Origin of the sequence: Methylobacterium sp. Leaf465 (assembly GCF_001424705.1) — a bacterium.
In the GTDB taxonomy this organism is placed as follows: Bacteria; Pseudomonadota; Alphaproteobacteria; order Rhizobiales; family Beijerinckiaceae; genus Methylobacterium.
Genome location: NZ_LMRA01000010.1, coordinates 16588 through 39835 on the forward strand (window position 1 = coordinate 16588; position 23248 = coordinate 39835).

Here is a 23248-nt window from a genome sequence, read left to right on the forward strand (position 1 = left end):
AGCCTGCCGGCCTCGCCGAAGGGACCGCCCCCACCTCATGATCCGCCCCTCCCTCTCCCCGCAGGCCCGCGCACGCGGCGTCACGGCGGTGCTCGGGCCGACCAATACCGGCAAGACTCATCTGGCTATCGAGCGCATGCTCGCCCATCCGACCGGCATGATCGGCCTGCCCCTCAGGCTGCTCGCGCGGGAGGTCTACCTGCGGGTCGTCGCCAAGGTGGGGGTCGACAAGGTCGCCCTCGTCACCGGCGAGGAGAAGATCAAGCCGGACCGACCGCGCTACTGGATCTCCACCATCGAGGCGATGCCGCGCGACCTCGACGTCGCCTTCGTGGCGATCGACGAGATCCAACTCGCCGCCGACATGGACCGGGGCCATGTCTTCACCGACCGCCTGCTGCACCAGCGCGGGCGGGAGGAGACCCTGCTCATCGGATCGTCGACGATGCTGCCGCTGGTGCAGTCGTTGATCCCCGGCGTCCACACGACAACGCGACCGCGCCTGTCGCAGCTCACCTTCGCGGGCGAGAAGAAGCTCGGCCGACTGCCCCGCCGCTCGGCCATCGTCGCCTTCTCAGCCGAGGAGGTCTACGCCATCGCGGAGCTGATCCGGCGCCAGCGCGGCGGCGCAGCGGTGGTGCTCGGCGCGCTCTCGCCGCGGACCCGCAACGCGCAGGTGGAGCTCTATCAGTCCGGCGACGTCGACTACCTCATCGCCACCGACGCGGTCGGCATGGGCCTCAACCTCGACGTGGACCACGTCGCGTTCGCGGCGAACTGGAAATACGACGGCACCCGCTTCCGCAAGCTGACCCCGCCCGAGATGGGACAGATCGCCGGCCGCGCCGGGCGCCACCTCTCGGACGGCACCTTCGGCTCGACCGGCCGGTGTGCGCCCTTCGAGCCCGAGATGATCGAGGCGCTGGAGACCCACGACTTCGAGCCCCTGCGCGTCCTGCAATGGCGCAATCCCGACCTCGACTTCTCCTCCCTGAAGGCGCTGCAGGAAAGCCTGGACGAGCACCCGCGCGAGAAAGGTCTCACCCGCGCGCCCATGGGCGAGGACCAGTCGGCCCTCGAGATCCTGATGCGCGAGGACGACATCCGCGACCTCGCCAACAGCCCCGCCAACGTGCGCCGGCTCTGGGACGTCTGCGGCGTCCCGGACTACCGGAAGGTGCATCCGCAGACCCATGCCGACCTCGTCGCCCAGCTGTTCCGCTTCCTCATGCGCGGCATGGCGGGGCGCATCCCCGACGACTGGTTCGCCAAGCACGTCGCCATGATCGACCGCACCGACGGCGACATCGACGCGCTGTCCCAGCGCATCGCGCAGGGGCGGACATGGACCTTCGTGGCGAACCGTCCGGATTGGCTCGTTGATCCAGTGCATTGGCAGGGCGAGACGCGTCGGGTAGAGGACAGGCTGTCTGACGCCCTGCACGAGCGCCTTGCGAGCCGTTTCGTCGATCGGCGCACCAGCGTCCTGATGCGGCGCCTGAGAGAGAATACGATGTTGGAAGCTGAGATCACCGCCGGCGGGGACGTCACCGTCGAGGGCCAGCATGTCGGCCATCTGCATGGCTTCCAGTTCGTTCCGGATCCCGGTGCGGAAGGACATGAGGCCAAGACTCTGCGCAGCGCGGCCGAGAAGGCGCTCGGCGGCGAGATCGAGGCCCGCGCCGAGCGGTTCTCGTCGGCCGCGGACGCCTCCCTCGTGCTGAGCCACGACGGCGTCATTCGCTGGACCGGCGATCCGGTGGCCAAGCTGACGCCGGGCGACAAGCTGTTCGAGCCGCATGTCCGCCTGCTCGCCGACGAGCAGCTGACCGGCCCGGCCCGCGACATAGTCGAAGCCCGGCTCGTCGCCTGGCTCAAGGCCACCGTGGTGCGCCTCCTCGGCCCGCTGATGGAGATCGAGACCGCAGCGGACCTCACCGGTCTCGCCAAGGGCATCGGCTTCCAGGTGGTGGAGTCCCTGGGCGTGCTGGAGCGTGCCAAGGTGATGCAAGAAATGCGCACCCTCGACCAGGACGGACGCGGAGCCTTGCGCCGCCACGGCGTCCGCTTCGGCGCCTACCACATCTTCCTGCCGGCCCTGCTCAAGCCGGCGCCCCGGACCCTGGCGGCCCAGCTCTGGGCCCTGAAGAACGGCGGCCTCGACCAGCGCGGCCTCGACGAGATCGCCCATCTGGCGAGCTCCGGCCGGACTTCGATCAAGGTCGATCCCGAGATCGCCAAGGGCCTGTACCGCGCAGCCGGCTTCCGGGTCTGCGGCGAGCGCGCCGTGCGCGTGGACATCCTCGAGCGCCTCGCCGACCTGATCCGGCCGGCCATCGCCTACCGCCCCGGCACAACGCCGGGCGACGCCCCGATGGGCGCAGCCGACGGCGACGCCTTCGTGGCGACGGTGGGCATGACCTCCCTGGTCGGCTGCTCCGGCGAGGATTTCGCCTCGATCCTCAAATCCCTCGGCTACGCACCCGAGACCCGTCCAGGCCCGGCGATCACCGTGCCGCTGCTCCCGGCGGCGGCGACCCAGCCCATCGTTCCTTCCGCCGCGACCGCCAGCACGGACCCTATCGGCCCCGAGACGGCAGCCGACGAGAATGCTTCGGCCGAGGCCGCGGGCGAGATGGCGCCCGAGAGTGGGACCGACACGACTCCGGCCGGCGAGAGCGCGGCATCGGCCGAGATTGCCGAGCCCGAGATCGCTCCCGGCTCGACCGAGGATTCCGTTGCCGCCGACGCTCCCGAAGAGGCCGCCGTGGCCAGCCCGGCCCAGGAGACCTCGTCTCAGGACAGCCCGCCGCGGGACGATGCGGCCGACGCGGCCGCCGAATCTGCCGAAGACGCTGCGGCACAGCCCGTCGCCGACGCCGCGGCTGTCGCCGAGGCGACGGAACATCCGCCGGAGAACGCCGACTTCGCCCAGCCTGAGGACGCCTCCGCGGAGGCTCGGGCCGAGACGGCTGACGGCGAGACGCCGTCCGACGTTTCCGCGGCCGAGATCGCGACCGTCGAAGTCTGGCGGCTTCAGCGTCACCAGCGCCATGCCAACCCGCGTCAGAATCGTCCGCGTGGCCAGAGCCGCGACGGCGGCGCCCCGAACCGCGCCGCGGGCGAAGCGCGCCCCGACCATCGCCGTCCGGGCGGTGGAAGTGGCGAGGGCCGCGACCGTCCGCGCAGTGGCCCGCCTGGGGATCGGCCTGAGGGGGGACGCCGCGGCGGCCCCGGCGAGGGGCGTCCGGATGGGGGGCGGCCGCAGCGCCGCGAGCGCTTCGAGCCGGGCCGCACGCGACCCGAGCGTCGAGACGAATCACGGGCGGCGCCCCGCGACGAGCCGCGTCCGCAGCGGCGCGAGCGGGCTCCGGATCCGGATTCGCCGTTCGCCAAACTCGCCGCCCTGAAGGCGCAGCTCGAGGCCGGGACCGACCGCAAGCGTTGAGGTGGAATGAAGCCGGGACGTCAGCGGCTCGACAAATGGCTGTGGTTCGCGCGCTTCGCGCGAACCCGATCACTCGCGGCACGCCTCGTCACCGATGGCTATGTCCGGGTGAATGGAAAGCGGGTCGATGCGTCCGCCACCGCCGTCGCCCTCGGCGATGTGGTGACGGTCGCCGCGGCGCACGCCACGGTGATCGCCCGGATCCTGGATCTCGGCGAGCGGCGCGGCCCGGCGCCGGAGGCCCAGCAGCTCTATAGGATCGTGGGGAGCGACCTCGAATAGGCCGCCCGCCCGTGTCGCCCGCGCGACACCGGAGACACGGTGGTGCAGCAGGCCCGCCGACGCGCTTGTCAGCCCCTCGGACAGGGTCTAGAGCCAGCGCGACTCCATCTTGCCCATGCGACCCCGCATCACCGCCACCCCGCATTAAGGCATCCGTGCAACGATCTGCGCGAGCGACCATGCATCGGCATCGGGACGCTCCCGGCGATGCCCGGATCAAGGACTGAAGGCCCCATGACCTACGTCGTCACCGACAACTGCATCAAGTGCAAGTACATGGACTGCGTCGAGGTCTGTCCGGTGGACTGCTTCTACGAAGGCGAGAACATGCTCGTCATCCACCCCGACGAGTGCATCGATTGCGGCGTCTGCGAACCGGAATGCCCCGCTGAGGCGATCAAGCCCGACACCGAGCCGAAGCTCGAGACCTGGCTGAAGGTGAACGCGGACTACGCGCGGACCTGGCCGAACATCACGCAGAAGAAGGACGCTCCGGCGGACGCCAAGACCTGGGACGGCGTTGCCGGCAAATTCGAGGCGCATTTCTCGGCCAATCCCGGCACCGGCGACTGATCGCCGCGCGGGGGTTCGGTGCGTTCCGTCATGGACGACGCGCACCTGAGGGAGCGTTCACGAAGAGGCTGTGGAGGGTTGGCCCGCGGTCGCCCATCCCATGGCCTAGCGCCGGCAATCCTTTGATTCGTCGGCTGGTTTGTGTTATGACAAATGCCTGCCGTCGTTCGTGCCCGACGTGCTGCCTCCAGCCATCACTTGATGGGTCTCACACTCAGCTGTGGACTGGGGTCGCATGCGATCGATCGCTGAAGGCTCAGGTGCTTTCGGCGAACGCTCTCTCGTTGCGCGATCATCGGCGTGCCCGGGAACCGGCGGCTGTGCGTCACTGATGCAGATCCTTCGGATAAGGGGCTGAAGCCGGGTGACCCACCCCGGATTACAGGGTTCGGCGCGGCGTTCAAGGCCGCGCAATGTTCTGGAGGCGCTTCTCGCATGACCACAGCCAAGAAGACGACGGCAGGCCGCCAAGGCTTCAAGACCGGCGAAGCGGTCGTGTACCCAGCCCATGGTGTCGGTCGCATCACCGCCATCGAGGAGCAAGAGATCGCCGGCTATAAACTTGAGCTGTTCGTTGTGTCCTTCGAGAAGGACAAGATGGTCCTGCGCGTCCCCACCGCCAAGGCCAACAGCGTCGGCATGCGCAAGCTCGCCGAGCCGGATCTCGTGAAGAAAGCCCTGGATCTCCTCACCGGCCGCGCCCGGGTCAAGCGGACCATGTGGTCGCGTCGCGCCCAGGAATACGAGGCCAAGATCAACTCTGGCGACCTCCTCTCGGTCACCGAAGTGGTGCGCGACCTCTATCGCTCCGAGGCTCAGCCCGAGCAGTCCTACAGCGAGCGTCAGCTCTATGAGTCGGCCCTCGACCGGGTCGTGCGCGAGATCTCGTCGGTGAACCGCATCACCGAGACCGAGGCCCTGAAGCTCATCGAGCAGAGCCTTGCCAAGTCCCCGCGCCGCGCCAAGGGCGAGGCCGAGGCGGAAGGCGAAGCCGAGGGCGACGACCTGCAGGAAGAGGCGGCCTGACCACCAGACCCATCATCCCGGACGCAGTCCGGGACACCCCGTTTCCCGAAGCCCGGCGCGCACGCGCCGGGCTTTTTTCATGGTCGAGACGGCGACGCGTCGCACGCTCACGAGACCGTGTGAAGCAAGCCGCCTGCGGAACCATCCCGGCGACCTCGGGTTGTCGCGTTGCCAGGCACAGGTCCTCTGCCCGATTACCATCGGCGACGTCGACTTGTGGTCAGAAGCACACGTTTCATCGAGGCGGAGGCGGGAATGGCGGACATCGCAGGGATACGGCGGCAGTTCATACGCACGGCGATGGAGGCGCCCTTCCTTGCGCGGGATGAGGAACGGGGTCTCGCCGTCCGTTGGAAGGACGAGCGCGACGAGCGAGCCCTGCATGGGCTGATCTCGGCGCACATGCGTCTCGTCATCGCGATCGCCGGGCGCTTTCGGCACTACGGCCTTCCCATGGCCGACCTCGTCCAAGAGGGCCATGTGGGCCTGATGGAGGCGGCGGCCCGCTTCGAGCCCGAGCGCGAAGTTCGCTTCTCCACCTACGCCACGTGGTGGATTCGGGCCTCGATCCAGGACTACATCCTCCGCAACTGGTCCATCGTTCGTGGTGGCACGAGTTCCGCCCAGAAGGCGCTGTTCTTCAATCTGCGTCGCCTGCGCGCCCGCCTGATGCAGTCGACCGAAGAGCATGTCGGCGACGAGATCCACCGACGCATCGCGACGGCCATCGGCGTGTCCCGGGAGGACGTGGCCCTGATGGACGCCCGGCTCTCGGGCCCCGACATGTCCCTGAACGCGCCGGTTGGCGAGGAGAGCGAAGCCTCCTCCGAGCGCATGGACTTCCTCGTCGACGGAGCCGCGCTTCCGGATGAGACGGTCTCCGCGACGGTGGACGGCGAGCGCCGTTTGATCTGGCTGAACGAGGCCCTGACTGTTCTGTCCGAACGCGAGCTGCGCATCCTCAAGGAGCGCCGTCTCGCAGAGGACCAAGCGACCCTCGAGGCCCTTGGTCATCGGCTCGGCATCTCGAAGGAGCGGGTCCGGCAGATCGAGAATCGCGCTCTTGAGAAGTTGCGACGCGCCCTGGCCGAGCGCTTTCCCCAGACCGGTGGCAACGTCTACGCTTGAGACGTTGTCGGCGCTTCGCGAAGCCCCGCGAAACGTGGGCTTTCGCGGGTTGCGCGGACCAGCTTAAAGCACTGTCCACGCTCACCATACGGGCTTGACTGGGGCAATGACCGCAGTTGGATGGATCGGCTCATCGTGAATGATGCGGCGCACGGTGTCGCGGAGGAGGCGACGCCCGCCGCCCGGGGTTGGAATGGTGCCGTGCCTTGCCCCGGTGCCGGTACGGCAGTCTGGCGGATCGACCTCGCGCTTCGCATGGCCCTTCCTCCCGAACAATCCGCTTGGCTGTCGCAGGAGGAGCACGACCGCGCCGACCGTTTCCTGCGGGCCGAGGATCGTGCGCGCTTCGTTGAAAGCCACGCGGCGCTTCGCTTGATCCTCGCGGGATATGGGGATCGGCGGCCTCAGGACCTGATCTTCGCGCGGGAAGCCGGCGGACGGCCGGTCCTGGCGTCACATCCTCGGGCAGGCCTTCACTTCAACCTGTCGCATTCGGGATCTCTTGCACTGGTGGGCATCTCCACTGCCGCCCCGATCGGTGTCGACGTGGAGGCGATCAGGCCGGTTGGCGACCCGCTCACGATCGCGCGCGCCCATTTCCATCGGAACGAGATCGCGGCCCTGACACAGGTGCCGCAGTCCCGCCAGGGGCCGACGTTCTTTCGGCTCTGGACGCGGAAGGAGGCCGTGGTGAAGGCGCTGGGCACCGGCTTGATGGGCGCGCTCGACGGCTTCGACGTCAGCGCCGGTGATCCTTCCGGCCCTGCCATCGCCTGGGAGGATATGGACCCCGTGGCCTCCGGATGGTCGCTCTCCGACCTCGACCTTGGAACAGAGGCAGCCGGTGCCGTCGCTATCCCGCTGCCCGGCCAGTCCTGCCACCGATACCACCTCCCGAAGGACTGGGCCGCGCGGGCTTGAGAACGGCCTCGTCCGACAATTTCCCGCAAGGAAGCGCTTGCGGCCCGGAGGAGGGCTCGCTATACGTCCGCTCGCCGGCCCACCAAGCCGGCGTTGTCGGAGTGTAGCGCAGTCTGGTAGCGCACCACGTTCGGGACGTGGGGGTCGCAGGTTCAAATCCTGCCACTCCGACCAGTAAATTCAATGACTTGGCCGGGTCCCGAAGCCGCCAAGTTTTCAGCCGCCAAACAATCCGCCAAGTTTTGGTCCTGGAACTGCTCCGGGACGCACCCCGCGTTGCATCAGGCGGCTCGCTTTTTCTTGCCCCCCATGGCCTGTCGCGCCTCCTCCAGATGGTCGGGACTGTAGTGCCCGTAGACCCGGGTCAGCGTCTCGATGCTCATGCCGAGGTAGCCTGAAAGCTGGGACAGGTTCGTCCCGGCCTGCATGCCCCACGTGGCGGCGGTGTGCCGCAGGGTGTGCCGGACCACGTCGTCGCCGAGCCCGAGCTCGTGCGCCAGATTCGCGAACGACCGCTTCGTCGTGTCGACCGGCCGCCCCTGCCACTCCAGGACGTAGCGCTGCCCGAGGCGGTGGTGCCAGCGCCACAACTGCGCCGCCAACTGGTCGGGCAACGTGATGGTCGGGTACCGCTTGTTCTCGGCCTCCTTGGTACCGAGGGCGAGCCGATGGAACTTCGCGACGGGCCGGTCCTTCGCGTCCCGGGTGAGCTCCATCCAGGGCCGCCCGATCTCCGGGATGAACGAGGCCCGGCAAATAGCTGTGGACCGCGTGCCGGTCCGGAGCGCGACGATGAGGTAGCGAGCGAGGTGCCGGGCCGGAAATCGGTCGGTGACGTGCCCCTTCTGGATCTCGCGCTTGCGCCAGGCGGCCCGCACCATGGCCGCCGCCTCGTACTTCTCCAGGAATCGCTTGCGCCCCGGCGACTTGTCCGGGGTCGTGACCTTCACGTTCTCCCTCGTCAGGCCGTCGCCGATGGCCTGGTTCACCGCGGCGCGGAGGTCCTCAAGCTCCCGGCGGGCGCCGCCCTCGGTGACGACCCGCTGCTTCGTCGGCTTCGAGTGGCCGCGCCGGGCGGGGACGCCGTCCTTGCCGGTGCCGAGCCGGGCGTGGGTCTTCCAAGGCTGGCCGACCCGGGAGCGGACGTATTCCGCGCATGTCACGGAATCGATGTCCGCCAGCGTCCGCTCGCCCCACCACTCCAGGATGGTCGTCATGCGCTGCCCGAGCTCGGCCGGGCGGGCGACCGTCGACTGCTTCACGGCGAGGTAGCGCATCACCACGTCGGCGATGAGGACCTGGTCGGCGCGCAGGTTCTTCTTCGTGACCGGCTTGTGGAGAGAGGCCTTGTAGTCCTCTAGCTGCGCGAGAGCCGCCGGCTCATCGCCAGGGCCGCACTCAGTGCTACGGACTTGCTTGCCCTTGTCCATGATGATCCAGACCGCGGGGCGGTCGGACCGGGGCTCTCGGAGCCAGAGGTAAGGGATGCCGCGGCCGGTGACGCCGAGGGTGCGGGGCTTCTTACGCTTCTTGGCTCTGACCGGCATCGCTCTCTCCACTCGTTGATCCACTGGCGGGTCGTGAATATTCGACGCCCGTTCGAGTGGGTCTCGGACCGGAGCTCGCCGCGCTGGATCGCGAGGCGCAGTTGCTTGACGGAGAAAGCGTCCTGGAGCTCGGGCGTGAAAGAGGCGAGCTCCAGCGGGATGAGGTCGTCCTGACGGGCGCGCGCGGCGACGTCGTAGGGCCACCACTCCGAGGTGACCTCCGCCGTGAACATCAACGCGTCTAGGTCGAGCGTCTCCATCGAGGCAGTGAGCCAGCTCGCCCGAATCCCGTCAACGCCGTTCGCTGCGTAAGCCTGCCAAGGGGTTAATGCCTTGGGGACAGGATCAAAGGATCCTTGGGTCCAGGGATTCCTTAACTGGCGCCGTGCTATCGATGCTCCGCCACCAGCCACACGAGGCCGCCGTGAAACGAATAGCCCGCCCCGCCCTGACGAGACCCATCCCCGGGGCGTGACCGTGCGCGGCAGCCCCACTCACGGAGGCTGCCCCGATGACCACCTTCTTCACGGCGGATACGCATTTCTTCCACGCTGGCGTCCTGCACATGAGCCGGCGCCCGTTCGACACCATCGCCGAGCACGATGAGATGCTCGTGCAGTCCTGGAACGCCGTGGTCGGCCCCAAGGACGAGGTCTGGCACCTCGGCGACTTCGGGATGGGGGGCACGCCAGAGCGGTACGCTGCCATCTTCAAGCGCATGCGAGGGCGCAAGCACCTCGTCCGGGGAAACCACGACCGTCAGAAGATCCTGACCCTGCCGTGGCACGAGCAGCACGACCTTGTCAGCCGGCGGATCGAGGGCCAGCGGGTCATCCTCTCGCACTACCCCATGCGTGCGTGGCCGGGCGCATGGCGTGGGTCCATCCACCTTTTCGGGCACACGCACGGCATGCTGCCGGACACTTCGCAGTCCTGCGACGTCGGCGTGGATAGGTGGTCGTATGCGCCGGTCACCCTGGGGCAGATCCTGGAGCGCCTCGCGGCGACCCCGGAGATTCCCGAGGAGCGTCGGCTCGGGCAGGCCGACGACGAGGACGGCGCCGACGCTGAATGAAAGAGGGCCCCGGGGATGACCCGGGGTCGCTTCCCGCAGGATGCAGTCCTACCGCTCGACGGCACCAGCATCTCTCGCCCTGGCAGCCCGGCTAGCCGGAGCCATGCTCAACCACATGGCAGAGCAGTATTCCTGCACCAACTCGTTCGTCGGGTTCTCTACGCCCATGTCGTAGATTCCCTTCATGAAATCAGCGTCGATGTGCCCTTCACGGAACACGGCGCCAAACAAGAACTGAGTCCCATGTGAGAGGTATCGCTCCATCACTCCCTTCGCCGGGTGCTTCATGATGAGGTACCGGTACCCTACGGGGCTTGCGGCATCCGGGTACACGCCGCAAACCATGTCGGACTGACGGAAGACTTCGCGCAACGTTTCGGCCTGCTTGTGCGCGTCCATCTTTGAGAGCGCTTCTTCCAGTCCCCTGGCCCGCTCCACCAACAGTTCGACCCAAACCAGCTCCTGTGGAGCTGGCTCGACCTTGCCGTTGCGGTTGCTTTCCCGGTTGTTGTTCATGTGATCTCTCCCGGCCGCCCACCGCGGCCGTGAGGAGACCCTGCCCGCGTCGCGCCCGCGCCCCGAGCCCGAAGGAGGTCCAAGGTTAACAGCCAGGTTAATTCCCACAGGCGCGTGCGCCGTGGTGGTCTCAGCCTTTGCCGAGGGCGGCCTTGATCAAGCCGAGGGCCGCATCGACGGCGGCGCCCCCCTCGGCCTTGACGATGAGCATCCGGTAGCTGCCCTCTTTGTCGTTGCGCGCCTCCGCCATGACGGAGATCCGGGATTCCTGCGGGCGCGCCGGGACGCGGGTGGGGCGACGCGGCTTGGTCATGGGCGCTCCTTCCCCTCCTTCGGGTCGACCCAGGCCATCGACGCCTCAATGGACGCGATGGCGCATCGCACGGCGATGAGAACGCTCGCCTCCGCGCTGGCGACGTGTATCTGCAGGCGCTCGTCCGCCCAGCGGCCCGTCCCGGCGCGGGCCTTCGCGGCGGCTAGGACGGCGGCGTAGCGGGCGCGGGTCTCGCGGGCATCGAGCGCGGCGTGGCCGTCGATGAATCGAGAGCGTTCGCTCATGCCGCTGTCCTCCATGCGCGAGTGTCGGACAGCCCGGCGGCCCGGCGGTACTCGTCGATGGCGGGGCTCTCCGGGATGGCGTCGTGCGGCTGCGACCTCCGCCGTTCGAGGCTGGCGTAACCGTCGGCGCGCGAGACGAGCCAGCGCCTGTGCTCGTGCCCGGGGGCCTCAACCGGGGAGAAACCCAAAGCACCCAGCACGGCGCGCTCGACCTCAGCGGCAACCTTCGCGTCCAGCTTCCAGCACGACCACCAAGCCCGGTGGGCGGCTGCCTGCAGGGCTGCGGCGCGCGACGTCCAAAGGAAGTGGCCATTCTCGTCGACGTCGGCGTGCAGCCCCCCGCCACAGGCCTCTCCGGTGTGACCGGTACCGGCCCGAGGATTTGCGCCTGGCCCAATCGAGCGCCGGAACATCAGCATGTGCCCGGCGGTCCAACCGAGCCGCGTGCCGGTGATGCTCAAGTCCAGCCGGTTCTTCCGCGGCAGGTGGATCTCGATGCGCTCCGGGACGGCGCCCACTGCAACGTAGTTCTCCCAGCGCTGGCCGAACGGGATGGCGCCGATGGCCTCGGCCTCCTCGGCGCTGCCTGGCACGTGCAGCGGATAGGCCGGGAGCGCCCCCGTCTTGAAGATCTCGCGCGCCATGGCGAGCGCCGGCATCGAGAAGTCAAACCCGAGTTGGCGGTGGTCCACGCGCCGGGCCATCACAGGACTTCCGCCACCGCGAGGGTGATGCCGTCGGCATCGTAGAGCGCGACCTCACGCGGCTCGCGCGGCACGTAGGTCGGCTCCGCACGCTGCAGGCCGAGGGGACGCAGGACGGTGTCGCCGGGCTCGCGCCGCCCCCGCAAGACGTCGTGCACGTAGGCCACCGACACCCCGTTCTGGCGCCCCCAGGCGGCCTGTCCGCCGGCTCCTGCGCAGGCGGCTCGCAGCCGGTCGATGACTGCCTCCCGCCTCAGACGCACCGTTGCCCTAGCCATTGCCTCGATCTCCCGCTGCTGAACGCCAGTAACGGTACCGCAGTTCCGCGGATTCGCAAGTTGATGGAATGCTTAGAAATTCGAACGATCGGTAGACAGAGTAGCCTAGCGTTAAATTTTGTAACGTTTGCCTTGCTCGATGCTTCCGCATCGACGATTAGATCTTCCAATCCATCGCGAGTGTGCTTGAATCCGTCAATCCGCGGATTCGCCGGATTCGGAAGGAGGCATCACCACAATGCGCGTCGGGACGATGATCCCCGCCAACCTGTGGCTCTGGACAACGATGCTGACGCCCATGAGCCGGGCCGTCGTCGTTCGGGACCCGATCCATCCATGCCGCCACGAGCGCATCGACGGTAAGTTCATGTCCCTCCACGACCTCGACCTCCCCGAGGGGACGGTCTTGATGACGACGGACGCTGGGCTCATCCAGCGCCACGGCACATCATTCGTCGTCCTCGACGGTCGACTGCAGCACGTCTGGGAGCACGAGGCTCAGGACCTCCTCGACCCGGCCGAGGCTACGACCCGCCTTCACGGGCGCCTGCGCCGGGACGCCGGCCTCGATGACGTGTCGCGCCGCTTCCGATTCCCCGATGGACACAGCCTGACCAAGGGCCAGTTCCGGGTGCGTGGCGGCTGGTACGCCGTGGTGACCGAGGTGACCGCGCGTCAGGCCTGGATGCGCGCCGCAACGACGGACGAGATCCTTGCGGCGGGGGGCGTCCTGCCCGTCGCGCCGGTCGGGGCCGAGCTGCTCGACGCCATCCGTGCCGAGGCTGCTCAGGAGGCGGCCGAGGCGGCCGCCGCAGCCTGAGCACCCATCCCGGCTGGTGCCTTGCCAGCCGGCGTCACAGCCTACCCCTCACGGGCCCGCGGAGTGCCGGCCCTCTCTCAGGAAACCCCGTCCCATGCGCCGTGCCCTCGCCACCGCCCTCGCCCTCGCCCTCGTTATCGCCGCCATGGCCGCCGCCGCCCAGCGTGTCTGGGACGGGACCAAATGGGTCACCCGCGCCCTCTCGGGCATGCCGACGCCCCCCAGTACCGCCATCGAGGATGCCTTCGACGACGTCGTCCAGGGCACCCGCCCCGTGACACCGTCCGCCCCCACAGGCGAATCCGTGACACCTTCCGCTCCGGCGCCGGCCCCGCAGGCCAAGGCCGCCCCGGTGGCCGTGGCGTCGGCCGAGGTCATCGAGCTCGACCCCGTTCTGGTGAAGGGCAAGATCGCTCACGCCTTCGCCTGCGCGCTCGCCACGCAGGATGAGGAGCCGTCGACCAACGGCCTCCACGAGGGCGAGGCCGCCTGGCTGAACAGCCTGAACCACCTCGAGATGATGCACATCTACCGCGCTGGCCCGATGCGCGTCGGCGCCCACATGGCCGGCATCCGCCCCATCGAGGGCCTGCCGCTCTGCCCGACCGAGGCTGAGTACCGGCACGCCCTTGGGAGCGGGGCGCAGATCACACCCCGGGCCCGCGAGGAGATCCGGGAGTGGCAGGAGACCCTGGACCAAGCCTTCGAGGACATGATCTCGGACCCGGCCTACGAGCTCAAGTGCGGCGTCTGAAGCCCGCAACCCGAACAGCGAAAGGCCCGCCCCGGTCACCCAGGGCGGGCCTTTCTTTTTGTGGACACCCGCATTTTTGGGGTTGTCCTTTGCCCTTTGCACACTCGTGCGCATCTCTGCGCATCACGTCATGCCGCGGTGTGCTGACGTCAGGCCGACCGTGCGGCGCGCAGGACGAGGCCCTCGGCCTTGAGGGCGCGCTGGCGCATGCGTGCGGTCTCGCCCCGGGCCGCGGCGGTCTCAGCCTGCGAGGCGGCGAGCGCACGCTGCAGCCGGGCGACCTCGGCGCGCAACGTGGCGGCCTCGTCGACGGAGGCCTGCAGGTGCTGGCGCTGGCGGACGACGGCGCGGCGTGCGCGCTCGGCAGCCGATAGATCGCGGTCGGCCTGCTCGGCATCGACGACGTACTGACGGGCCCGGGCGTCTGCGGCGAATCCAGCGGCCACGCCAGCTAGGGAAAGGCCGCCCCGGTCGAATGTGGTGGCGATGCTGTGTGCCGACATGGGGGCCTCCGGGTTCGTCGATGGCCCGACGATCTCAGCTCACGGACTCGTCGTGAAGGGGGAGTCAACCGTTATCCCTGGCCCGGACGCGGCCTCGTTGTGGAAAGCCGCCAGATGGTAAGCGTCCCGTTACTTCAGCGATCCGTAACGCTTTGTGGGAGGTACGCTGTCACCGCCCAGCGGCATGTGTGGTCCGGTGCAGCGGGGCCGGGCAGGCTGACGGCCATGGGGATCTTGGTCACGTTCGACAGCACTGTCTACGCTAAGCGGCTGCGCCAGTTCATGCAGGACTCGGCCGCACCAGCGATGCAGGAGGCCGTCCTGTTCATGGCGGCATCGGCCCGCCTGAGCCTGCGCGAGACCACGCCGGCCTACCTTCAGAACCCGGTGCCGTGTACGCTCTCCGTATACGCCTACACGCCCGGCCGGCACCGCGGCCACCGCTGTCTACGTCCAGCGGCAGCAAGCCCAATACCTCCGGTTCGCGATCTTTGATGGCGGTTGCGTAGCCGAGCACTACGACATCAAGGCCGGCGGCCTCTTCCTTCCCAGGTGTGACGCCGTCCTCGGCGCGAATGGAAACCTGCCGGGGGACACCTTCGCGGCAGCCATCTCGCAAATTGCCCGCAAAGTGAACCTGCGCCTGGGTCGGGAGGTCCGCATCAAGGAACTCGATTAAACCGAGCTGTAGGGCCGAGTCGGGTGGATTTCTGCCGTTCCGCTTGTGGAGGGCGTATGCAAGGAAGCGGACATAGCCGCGGAGACCGATTCCGACCCTCTGAAAAGCCGGCAACGTCCGCTTGGAGACTGGTCGGCAAGGCAGAAGCATTTAATTAGCACAGACCAACCCCCGCAAAATAGTTATTAAGTTATTGTGCATACTTATTTATTCGATCTATTTTTCACCATAAACGAAAGTTATATTATATTTAGTATGATTTTAATATCTACAAACAGCCGATCTTGGAACTATGTTACTTATCGTATTAGCCGAGCGGATTAAAATATGCTGATGTTCGTGCAGAATCATCCTTGGACTTACGGTCGCAGATTGGGAACATCGTCCGAAGCGGTGCGTCTCCCAGCGTTGGCGTGTTGGGATCAACGTTTTGCTGCCTATATCATCAATTATCTTGGACTTGTCTCGGTGCCATCTCGGTGAGGGGCCGAGCTACGAGCCGGAGACCGATACCATATGGTGGGTCGACATCCTCGAACGGCGGCTGTTCGAGCGATCGCTGGCCGCGGAGGCTCAGCCTGCCCAAGTTCACGCACTTCCCCTCATGGTGAGTGACGTCGCGGCGATCGATGCCGACCGTCAACTGCTCTCAGCCGAGAACGGTCTCTACGTCCGAACCGTCGCGAACGGACGGCTGACCCTATACGCCCCCCTGGAGGCGGACGATCCCGGCACGCGGTCCAACGACGGACGCGTACATCCGAGCGGTGCTCTCTGGATCGGAACCATGGGGTTGGAAGCTGAGTCCGGGCGCGGTGCGATCTATCATGTGGCGGGGACACACATCACCCAGCTCTACGGCGGGTTGACCACGCCGAACGGGATTGCCTTCTCTCCGGACGGGTCGACCGGCTACTTCGTCGATACTGAGGAGGGCTTGCTGAGGCGCGTCGCCCTGAACTCCGCCACGGGCCTGCCCGTGGCCGAGCCCGAGACGCACTATGACCACAGGGGCGGGAAAGGCGGCATTGACGGTGCCGCCGTGGACGCCGAAGGGCTGATCTGGACCGCTCGCTTCGGCGCGGGCTGCCTCGACGCCTACAGCCCCGCGGGCGAGCGCGTCCGCACCGTCCCGGTCCCAGCCCAGCAGCCGACCTGTCCAACCTTCGTCGGGCGCGACCTTGACCGGCTGCTTGTGACGACGGCCTACGAGGGCATGGACGACGATGCGAAGGCCCGCGATCCGGAACACGGGCGTACGCTCCTCGTCAATGTCGGCGTTCGCGGCCTGATCGAGCCGGCTTTCCGTCTCGCCGGCTGACTGCTCCGACCTCCCTCTCGTTCTCGTTCAGCCAGCACCGTTGGGTGGCCGCAGCGCGGCACCCGCGAGGAGTCCTTATGTCGACCACCGATGAGCGCGACTACCAGCCGATCGAAGCTTATGCCCTGCTGGGCAATTGCGAGGGCTGCGCCCTCGTGGCCCGTGACGGCTCGTTGGACTGGGCCTGCCTCGAGCGCTTCGACGCCGATCCCAGCTTTTCGCGCCTCCTCGACCGGCGGCGTGGCGGCTACTTTGTCATCCGCCCGGAGGGCACCTACGAGACGACGCGGCAGTATCTCAGCCGTACCAACATCCTGCAGACCACGTTCACCACCGCCGACGGCTTCGTTCACCTCTACGACTTCATGGTCGGCCCCGAAGGCGACGAGGATCGGCCGCGCCTCGTGCGCCTCGTCTCCGGCTTGTCCGGGCATGTTCCGATGGTCGCCCTGTACCGCCCCCTGGCCGGGTTCGCCGAAAGCTTTGCGCCGCTGCGGGTCGATGCGGGGCGCATCACCGCCGAGGGCTGCCCCGGGCTCGTCTCCGATGCCGACTTCGCGCTGGAGGAGGAGGTCGCTGCGGCTCGCTTCACGCTGGGGCGTGGCGAAAGCCGCGCCTTCGCCCTCTATCTCGCTGAACTTCCGGAGGCGCCGCCGGATGCGTTTGCGCTTATGGAGGAGGTACGTCTGGCCTGGGTGCTGTGGACACAGGACTCGGCCTATGTCGGGCCGCTTGCCGACGAGTTGATGCGCTCGGCCCTCGTACTGAAGATGCTGACCTACGAGCCCACTGGGGCGATCGTCGCGGCGGCCACGACGTCGCTGCCCGAGGAGGTTGGCGGCATCCGTAACTGGGACTACCGATTCTGCTGGATTCGCGACGCCTGCCTGTCGTTCTATGTGCTCAAGAAGTTCGGCATGTCCCGCGAGGCCGAAGGCTTTTTCGCGTTTGTCGGCGCCCTGTGCGAACGTGAGAAGGGACAACTGAAGCCGCTCTACAGCATCTCGGGCGAGGCCGATCTCGAGGAAACCGAGATCGCCCATTTCGAGGGTTGGCGCAGCTCGGGCCCGGTGCATCGCGGCAACGGGGCCGCCGATCAGCACCAGGCAGATGCCTACGGCCAAGTGCTCGACCTGTTCTACCTCTACGAGCGCCTCGGCGGCGCCCTATCGGAGGAGCTCAAGCGACACGGAGCACGGCTTGCTGACATCTCAGCCGCACATTGGTCCGAGCCGGACGCCGGCCTATGGGAGCCACGGAAGCCCGAGCGGCGCTACCTTCACGCTGCCATGATGAACTGGGTCGCGCTCGACCGCGCTATCCGACTGTTCGGCCCCCGGGAGGACTGGTGTACCGAGCGCGACCACATCGTGGCCTTCGTCAACGGCGAGGGCGTACACGCGGACGGCTACTACCCGCAGTATCTAGGCAGCGACGACGTCGACGCCGCTCTACTGATCGCACCGATGGTCGGCTTTCCCGTAGACGAGGCGGTTTTTGCACGGACCGTCGACGTCATCGACGAGCGGCTGGGGTACGGACACCTCGTCTACCGGTACAAAAACGATGACGGCCTGCCCGGCCACGAGGGTACCTTCTTGCTTTGCGCCTTCTGGATGGTGGACGCACTGCTGTGGCTCGGGCGGGAGGCGGACGCCCGGACGCGCTTCGCCGCCCTGCGGGTGTTGCAGAACGATGTGGGGCTCATTGCCGAGCAGACCGCCGAGGACGGCGCATTCCTTGGCAACTTCCCGCAGGCCTTCAGCCATCTCGGTCTCATCCACTCGGCCCTGATGCTCGACCTGTACGAGCACGGCGGGCGAGCCGCCGTACAGGGCACCTACGCCGATCGGACGTTGCGCGAGACAGAGACCCGTCGTGCCCCCGACATCAAAAACGCTGCCTGACCGGCTGCAAACCGCATAACCCCAGCAGGAAACGTTCGACCATGGTCCGTATCGGTTACCACGCTTCCCATGAGCAGCACGCCCCGTCGGCTCTGCTGCGCTACGTCCGGGAGGCGGAGGCGGCAGGCTTCGCTTGCGCCATGTCTTCCGAGCACTTTAAGCCCTGGAGCAACGCACAAGGGCATTCGGGCCATGCCTGGTCCTGGCTCGGCGCCGCGTTAGCAGGCACGCAACTGCCCTTCGGGATCATCACCGCACCGGGCTACCGGCACCACCCCGCGGTGCTTGCACAATCCGCTGCGACCTTGAGCGAAATGTTTCCGGAGCGGCTATGGCTGGCGCTGGGGTCCGGACAGCGCCTGAATGAAGACGTGACTGGGCTGCCCTGGCCCGAAAAGGCAGAGCGAACTGCCCGGCTCGGCGAGTGCGCGGCAGTGATCCGTGCGCTCCTGGCGGGCGAAACGGTGACCCATCGCGGACGGATCACTGTTGTCGACGCCAAGCTGTACTCCCGCCCCGAGCGAGCACCGCGGCTGCTGGCAGGGGCGGTGACGCCGGAGACGGCGCGCTGCGTCGGCCAATGGGCCGATGGTCTCGTGACCGTGGGGATCGATCCGGCCAAGCTGCGCCCCGTGTTCGAGGCGTTCCGGGAGAGCGGGGGTGCGGGCAAGCCGATCTTCCTCCAGACCAAGGTGTGCTGGGATCCCGATCCGGCCAAAGCGCTGGCCGAGGCTCATACACAATGGGCTAGCAACATGCTGGAGGGCAACGTGAACTGGGAGCTCCGTACGCCCGAGGAGTTCGAAACTGCGTCGCGCTTCGTTCGGCCCGAAGACGTGCCCGGTTATGTGCGGGTCTCTACTGATCTTGGCCAACACGCCGCTTGGCTCGCCGAACTGGCCGAGCTGGGACCGGCGGAGATCATCATCCACCAGGTCGCCTGCGATCAAAGTCGGTTTTCTGAGGCATTCGGCCGGTACGTGCTGCCGAAAATCGCATAGAAGCGTCCCTTACACGGGTAAGTGCCACCTGACGGCAGCAAGGGTGAGGCTATAGCAGGTTACACCGAGGGAATTGACATTGGGCGTGCCGCCGAGGGAGCTGGCGGTTGGGCTGTTGATACCGACCGCGTGCAGTGCCTTGTTAACCCCTCGCAGAACGGTAGCGGCGGCCGCCTTGCGTCCCCCGACCCGGTCGGTCGAGGTCTGAGAGGAGCTTGAGGCCGCCCAGAGACCTCTCGGCGTTCGGCGCCTGAAACACCTCAAAGACCACCATGATGAAGTGCTGCGGCGTCCCCTCCGCGCCGGGGAGGCGCTCCCCTTCCGCATCGAGAACCTTCAGGGCGAGACCGCGCACGGCAGGATGGTGCCGGCATTGGTCGAGAGCCGCATGTAGACCTTGTGCTCGCTCGGCTTGGCGAACGGACCCTGGACCAGTTCGGGGGGCAGTCCAGCGTCCACCGTCAGCGTCCCCTCAAGGATGCCGAGTGACCTGGCATGTACCTATTTGACGGCATGCCCCGAATAATCGGTGACCGTTTGGAGGATCCTGTCGAACGTCTTGTTCAACTTATCGATTGTTGCCTCATCGTCGGGGCCGGCCTGTTCGACGTGAGCAAGCGCCCCTACGAGGTGGCGCTGCAGTCGAGTGAAGACCAAGAGGTGTTCACCCTAGATCGATACCTGCCGCATCCGCCGAACCGGGGTGACGCGACAGGTTGCGACATCGCGACCTGTGCGGAACCAGAGCCCGGTAGAAGGGCTTCTCCCGCAACAACCGCAATGGAAGCCACGTGAGCGCAAGCATACTGTGGCTAGAGGTCGGAGGGTCAGACCCCACGATGAACTATAAGCTCGCCTTCAGTCTTCCACTCCTCGCCGTCCTGGCTGCGCCCGTTTCGGCCCAGGCCGCGGGCCGCCCGTCAGGGGCGGCGTTGATACACGGCAACTACTGCGGCCCAGGCAACAACGCTCCCGCGGCCCCGGTTGACGCGCTTGATGCGGCATGCGCCCGACACGATGCATGCACCCCCGATGGCGGGTTGGCCACGAAGGCCTGCAACCTGCGCCTTCAGACAGAGGCGGATGCCATCTTCCACGACCCTAGGCAGCCGGACGACCTGAGGGCCATGGCAGGCTTGGTGTCAGCTGGCGCCTCGATGATGATGTCGGCCCGTGAGCCCGCGACAGGGACGGTGGCCACCCGAAGCCGAGATGTGAAGGCCTGGGCAGCGTACACCCGGTAGCCCCGGCTGCGCGCCAACTCAGGATTGTCGCGTCACGCAAGCAGACGCCGCCGCGTCAGTCGGCTGTCGATGCTCCCTGGCTGTCCGCTCCGACGCCAGGAAGGCGCGGAGCGTTTCTCCAAGCCTGGCGGCGACGCCCGACCTCCGACTTGTACCGTCTCCCCCTACCGACCAGCTCCGGAGGAACAAGCATGGCCTACCTTCGCTACGCGCCAGGCATCGAGACGCCCGCACCGGACGAGCAGCAGTCCATCGATGGGATCATCCGAGGGATGATCCAGCAGTCGCAGGTCGTCGAGAAGCGAGAGCACCACGCCGTGCGTGCGAGCCACGCCAAGAGTTCGGCCTGTGTCGTCGGGGAGTTGATCGTCACGGAGAACCTACCGCCCGAACTCGCGCAGGGTCTGTTCGCCAAGCAAGGGGCGCATAAGGTCGCCGTGCGCTTCGCCCAGGGGCCGGGCGAGACCCTGGGTGACCGAGTGTCCACCCATCGCGGCATGTCGATCAAGGTGTTCGGGGTACCTGGCGAGAAGCTGCCCGGCCACGACGTCGACACCCAGGACTTTGTGCTTGCCACCGGCACGACCTTCCCGTCGGGCACGGCGGCGGGCTTCCTGCGGGACGGCACAGTGATCGGGAAATCTACGGGCCTGCCAGAGCGCGTGAAGAGCGCGGTCGCCGCCACGGCGCGCAACCTCAACCACGTGCTGCACGCCTTCGGCACGGAGAGCGCCATGGCCGATTTCCTCGGCCATCCCTACAGCCACCCGCTCGCCGACAGCTACTTCAGTCAGGCCCCAATGCGGTTCGGCGATTACGTCGCCAAGCTTGGCGCAGTCCCGGCTTCGCAGGCGCAGCTGGACCTGGCCGAATGGCGGCTCGACCCGCACGGCGACGAGGACGGCTTTCGTCACGCGGCGGCGGCGTTCTTCCGCGAAGCCGACGTGGTCTACGAGCTGAAGGCGCAGCTTTGGGCCGATGCTGAGCGCCAGCCCATCGAGGATGCGTCGGTCGACTGGCCGGTCGCGGTCAGCCCGTACCGCACGGTGGCGACGCTCCGCCTGCCCCGGCAGGACGCCTACTCCCCAGAGCGGGTGCGTTACTTCGACGAGGTGATGACCTTCCGTCCGGCGCACAGCCTCGCGGCGCACCAGCCGCTGGGTTCGGTGATGCGGGCGCGGCTTCAGGTCTACCGGGCGCTGAGCGATTTCCGCCACCGGGAGAACGGTGTGACCGCCGAGAACACTGCCTCGCCGGAGAGCATTCCGGCCTGACGCCGACCCCTTTTCGCCACGCACAGAGGAGCCAACCATGACCCTTCAGGGCAAGACCATCGCCATCCTGATCGCCCCTCGGGGGACGGAGGAGCCGGAGTTCACTAAGCCCCGCGAGGCGTTGCTCGCGGCCGGCGCGACCGTCACGGTGGTCGGGCTTGAGGCAGGCGAGGCCGAGACGGTCAACAACGACCTCGACTCGGCTGGGAAGTATCCAGTCGACAAGGTCATCGACGGCGTGTCCGCCTCAGACTTCGACGGGCTCGTCATCCCCGGCGGCAGCGTGGGGGCCGACAAGCTCCGCGGCAGCGAGGCCGTGGTCGGCTTCGTCCGGGACTTCTTTCAGCAGGCCAAGCCGGTCGGTGTCATCTGCCACGGGCCCTGGACGCTGGTGGAGGCCGACGTCGTCAAGGGGCGCAAGCTTACCTCCTTCCAGACGGTGAAGACCGACATCCGTAACGCGGGCGGGGAATGGGTCGACGTGGAGGTGGTGGTCGACAAGGGTCTCGTCACCAGCCGCAACCCGAAGGACCTGCCGGCGTTCTGCGCCAAGATCGTCGAGGAGTTCGCGGAAGGGCGCCATCCGGAGCAGGCCCGCAGCGCCTGAAGCCGTCTCACGCCCGCTTCGGCTTAGCCTAGCCCCAGGTACTCAACGTCGGTCGACCTAACCACCACTTTTCCAAGGAGACAGCCATGGATCTCGGCATCAAGGGACGGGTCGCCGTCGTGACAGGTGGGAAGTCGGGCATGGGTCGCTCGACCGCCGAGCATCTGTTGCGCGAGGGCGTCCACGTAGTTCTGACCGACAAGGAAGGCGCCGAACTGCAGGCCACCGCCGCGGAGCTGTCGGCGCTGGGTCAAGTCCGCGCCGTGGAAGCCGACCTTAGCGGGGCCAAGGGGATCGAGGTGCTCGCCGCCTTCGCCAACATGGCCTTCGATGACAAGCCCACCATCCTCGTCTGCGCCGCCGGCATCACGGGAGCGTCCGGCGACTTCCTTGAACTCAAGGACGAGGACTGGATTGAGGCGTTGCAGACCGATCTCATGGCCGGAGTGCGCGCGACCAGAGCCTTCATCCCGCACATGCGCAAGGCGGGCTGGGGCCGCATCGTGCTGTTCTCCTCGGAGGACGCGGTGCAGCCCTATATCGAGGAACTGCCGTATGCCGCCGCCAAGGCCGGCGTTCTGAACCTCGCGAAGGGATTGTCGAAGGCCTATGGCCCGGACGGCGTACTCGTGAACGCGGTCGGCCCGGCCTTCATTGCCACGCCGATGACCGACGCCCAGATGGAGAAGAAGTCGAAAGAGAAGGGCATCTCCTTCGACGAGGCGGTTCAACAAACGTTGGATGAGGAGCGCCCCGGCATCGTCGCCAAGCGCCGCGGCCGAGCTGAGGAGGTTGCGGCGGCAGTGACGTTCCTTTGCTCGGAACACGCCAGCTTCATCACCGGCGAGTTCCTCCGGGTCGACGGCGGCTCCGTTATGACTATGGGGGCCTAAGGCTTCGTTGCGGACCAGCAGCCGTTCTGTGTTGATGCACAAGGGAATGGCTGCTTTCTGGACGCCCACGCTCTCACAGCAGTGACTGCGTTGGGTCGTGACCCGCCCGTCCGCTCAACGACCAGGTCGGGTGGTTTCCTGTCGCTCCGCTTCCGAGCAGCGGAAGCCTTGAAGCGGACATAGCCGAAG

General features: G+C 67.2%; 25 protein-coding genes and 1 tRNA gene. 18 read left to right on the forward strand and 8 right to left on the reverse strand.

Translation table 11 applies throughout. From position 1 onward, the window contains the following. Window positions 1-37: 37 nt before the first annotated feature. The 7 genes from ASG51_RS08115 to ASG51_RS08145 all read left to right on the forward strand — a co-directional run bounded on the left by ASG51_RS08115 (window position 38) and on the right by ASG51_RS08145 (window position 7552). Window positions 38-3448, forward strand: a complete 3411-nt coding sequence (locus ASG51_RS08115; protein ID WP_056380132.1) for a helicase-related protein — start codon at window positions 38-40, stop codon at window positions 3446-3448. 6 nt (window positions 3449-3454) lie between these two features. Then, the gene (locus tag ASG51_RS08120) at window positions 3455-3730 is read left to right on the forward strand and encodes an RNA-binding S4 domain-containing protein (RefSeq protein WP_056380135.1); all 276 of its coding nucleotides are present in this window, start codon (window positions 3455-3457) and stop codon (window positions 3728-3730) included. Window positions 3731-3964: 234 nt separating this feature from the next. Next, window positions 3965-4303: a ferredoxin FdxA gene (gene fdxA, locus ASG51_RS08125; RefSeq protein ID WP_056212150.1), complete on the forward strand. Its 339-nt coding sequence runs from the start codon at window positions 3965-3967 to the stop codon at window positions 4301-4303. A gap of 435 nt (window positions 4304-4738) precedes the next feature. Beyond that, window positions 4739-5329: a CarD family transcriptional regulator gene (locus tag ASG51_RS08130; protein ID WP_056212152.1), complete on the forward strand. Its 591-nt coding sequence runs from the start codon at window positions 4739-4741 to the stop codon at window positions 5327-5329. Window positions 5330-5584: 255 nt separating this feature from the next. Next, complete coding sequence (locus ASG51_RS08135) at window positions 5585-6457, forward strand: RNA polymerase factor sigma-32 (protein WP_055956812.1); 873 nt, start codon at window positions 5585-5587, stop codon at window positions 6455-6457. A 120-nt stretch (window positions 6458-6577) separates the two neighbouring features. Continuing rightward, entirely contained in the window at window positions 6578-7378 is an 801-nt protein-coding gene (locus ASG51_RS08140) for a 4'-phosphopantetheinyl transferase superfamily protein (RefSeq protein WP_082513923.1), read from the forward strand. 97 nt (window positions 7379-7475) lie between these two features. After that, window positions 7476-7552, forward strand: a tRNA-Pro gene (locus tag ASG51_RS08145). Between the two features lie 107 nt (window positions 7553-7659). Here ASG51_RS08145 and ASG51_RS08150 read toward each other — a convergent pair. Then, window positions 7660-8925, reverse strand: a complete 1266-nt coding sequence (locus ASG51_RS08150) for a tyrosine-type recombinase/integrase (RefSeq protein WP_056380139.1) — start codon at window positions 8923-8925, stop codon at window positions 7660-7662. 511 nt (window positions 8926-9436) lie between these two features. Here ASG51_RS08150 and ASG51_RS08155 point away from each other — a divergent pair. Then, a complete protein-coding gene (locus ASG51_RS08155) occupies window positions 9437-10000 on the forward strand; it encodes a metallophosphoesterase family protein (protein ID WP_056380141.1) in 564 nt (187 codons plus the stop codon). Window positions 10001-10048: 48 nt separating this feature from the next. On the opposite strand, the gene ASG51_RS08160 is transcribed toward ASG51_RS08155, so the two are convergent. The 5 genes from ASG51_RS08160 to ASG51_RS23990 form a co-directional block, all read right to left on the reverse strand. Further along, entirely contained in the window at window positions 10049-10516 is a 468-nt protein-coding gene (locus ASG51_RS08160; protein WP_056380143.1) for a hypothetical protein, read from the reverse strand. A 130-nt stretch (window positions 10517-10646) separates the two neighbouring features. Continuing rightward, window positions 10647-10829: a hypothetical protein gene (locus ASG51_RS08165; RefSeq protein WP_056380145.1), complete on the reverse strand. Its 183-nt coding sequence runs from the start codon at window positions 10827-10829 to the stop codon at window positions 10647-10649. Beyond that, on the reverse strand, window positions 10826-11074 hold the full coding sequence (locus ASG51_RS08170) for a hypothetical protein (RefSeq protein WP_156389622.1): 249 nt from the start codon (window positions 11072-11074) through the stop codon (window positions 10826-10828). The genes ASG51_RS08165 and ASG51_RS08170 overlap by 4 nt, the downstream gene beginning before the upstream one ends. Then, entirely contained in the window at window positions 11071-11778 is a 708-nt protein-coding gene (locus tag ASG51_RS08175) for a hypothetical protein (RefSeq protein ID WP_056380151.1), read from the reverse strand. The genes ASG51_RS08170 and ASG51_RS08175 overlap by 4 nt, the downstream gene beginning before the upstream one ends. Further along, window positions 11778-12056, reverse strand: a complete 279-nt coding sequence (locus ASG51_RS23990) for a hypothetical protein (protein ID WP_156389623.1) — start codon at window positions 12054-12056, stop codon at window positions 11778-11780. Before ASG51_RS23990 ends, ASG51_RS08175 begins: the two co-directional genes overlap by 1 nt. Before the next feature lie 238 nt (window positions 12057-12294). Between ASG51_RS23990 and ASG51_RS08180 the strand changes: the two genes are divergently transcribed. Beyond that, window positions 12295-12876, forward strand: coding sequence for a hypothetical protein (locus tag ASG51_RS08180; RefSeq protein ID WP_056380153.1), 582 nt, complete (start codon window positions 12295-12297; stop codon window positions 12874-12876). Between the two features lie 94 nt (window positions 12877-12970). Beyond that, window positions 12971-13630: a hypothetical protein gene (locus ASG51_RS08185; protein WP_056380155.1), complete on the forward strand. Its 660-nt coding sequence runs from the start codon at window positions 12971-12973 to the stop codon at window positions 13628-13630. A 149-nt stretch (window positions 13631-13779) separates the two neighbouring features. On the opposite strand, the gene ASG51_RS08190 is transcribed toward ASG51_RS08185, so the two are convergent. Then, window positions 13780-14133 (reverse strand): hypothetical protein, encoded by a 354-nt coding sequence (locus ASG51_RS08190; protein ID WP_056380157.1) that lies wholly within the window; start codon window positions 14131-14133, stop codon window positions 13780-13782. Between the two features lie 225 nt (window positions 14134-14358). Here ASG51_RS08190 and ASG51_RS08195 point away from each other — a divergent pair, with 225 nt between their 5' ends. From ASG51_RS08195 to ASG51_RS08210, 4 genes are all read left to right on the forward strand, one after another. Then, entirely contained in the window at window positions 14359-14628 is a 270-nt protein-coding gene (locus ASG51_RS08195) for a hypothetical protein (protein WP_156389624.1), read from the forward strand. 614 nt (window positions 14629-15242) lie between these two features. Beyond that, window positions 15243-16133, forward strand: a complete 891-nt coding sequence (locus ASG51_RS08200; RefSeq protein WP_156389625.1) for an SMP-30/gluconolactonase/LRE family protein — start codon at window positions 15243-15245, stop codon at window positions 16131-16133. A 77-nt stretch (window positions 16134-16210) separates the two neighbouring features. Continuing rightward, a complete protein-coding gene (locus tag ASG51_RS08205; RefSeq protein ID WP_055955707.1) occupies window positions 16211-18040 on the forward strand; it encodes a glycoside hydrolase family 15 protein in 1830 nt (609 codons plus the stop codon). A 41-nt stretch (window positions 18041-18081) separates the two neighbouring features. Then, entirely contained in the window at window positions 18082-19041 is a 960-nt protein-coding gene (locus tag ASG51_RS08210) for a TIGR03885 family FMN-dependent LLM class oxidoreductase (RefSeq protein ID WP_055955704.1), read from the forward strand. Window positions 19042-19377: 336 nt separating this feature from the next. On the opposite strand, the gene ASG51_RS25335 is transcribed toward ASG51_RS08210, so the two are convergent. Next, on the reverse strand, window positions 19378-19500 hold the full coding sequence (locus tag ASG51_RS25335) for a hypothetical protein (protein WP_277996201.1): 123 nt from the start codon (window positions 19498-19500) through the stop codon (window positions 19378-19380). 380 nt (window positions 19501-19880) lie between these two features. Between ASG51_RS25335 and ASG51_RS24965 the strand changes: the two genes are divergently transcribed. From ASG51_RS24965 to ASG51_RS08235, 4 genes are all read left to right on the forward strand, one after another. Then, window positions 19881-20285, forward strand: a complete 405-nt coding sequence (locus tag ASG51_RS24965; RefSeq protein WP_055955696.1) for a hypothetical protein — start codon at window positions 19881-19883, stop codon at window positions 20283-20285. Window positions 20286-20476: 191 nt separating this feature from the next. Next, complete coding sequence (locus ASG51_RS08225) at window positions 20477-21559, forward strand: catalase family protein (protein WP_056380166.1); 1083 nt, start codon at window positions 20477-20479, stop codon at window positions 21557-21559. A gap of 37 nt (window positions 21560-21596) precedes the next feature. Further along, window positions 21597-22166, forward strand: coding sequence for a type 1 glutamine amidotransferase domain-containing protein (locus tag ASG51_RS08230; RefSeq protein ID WP_056380167.1), 570 nt, complete (start codon window positions 21597-21599; stop codon window positions 22164-22166). Window positions 22167-22252: 86 nt separating this feature from the next. Next, window positions 22253-23059 carry an SDR family oxidoreductase gene (locus ASG51_RS08235; RefSeq protein ID WP_056380169.1) on the forward strand — a complete coding sequence of 269 codons (807 nt, stop codon included), beginning with the start codon at window positions 22253-22255 and terminating at the stop codon, window positions 23057-23059. Window positions 23060-23248: the final 189 nt, after the last annotated feature.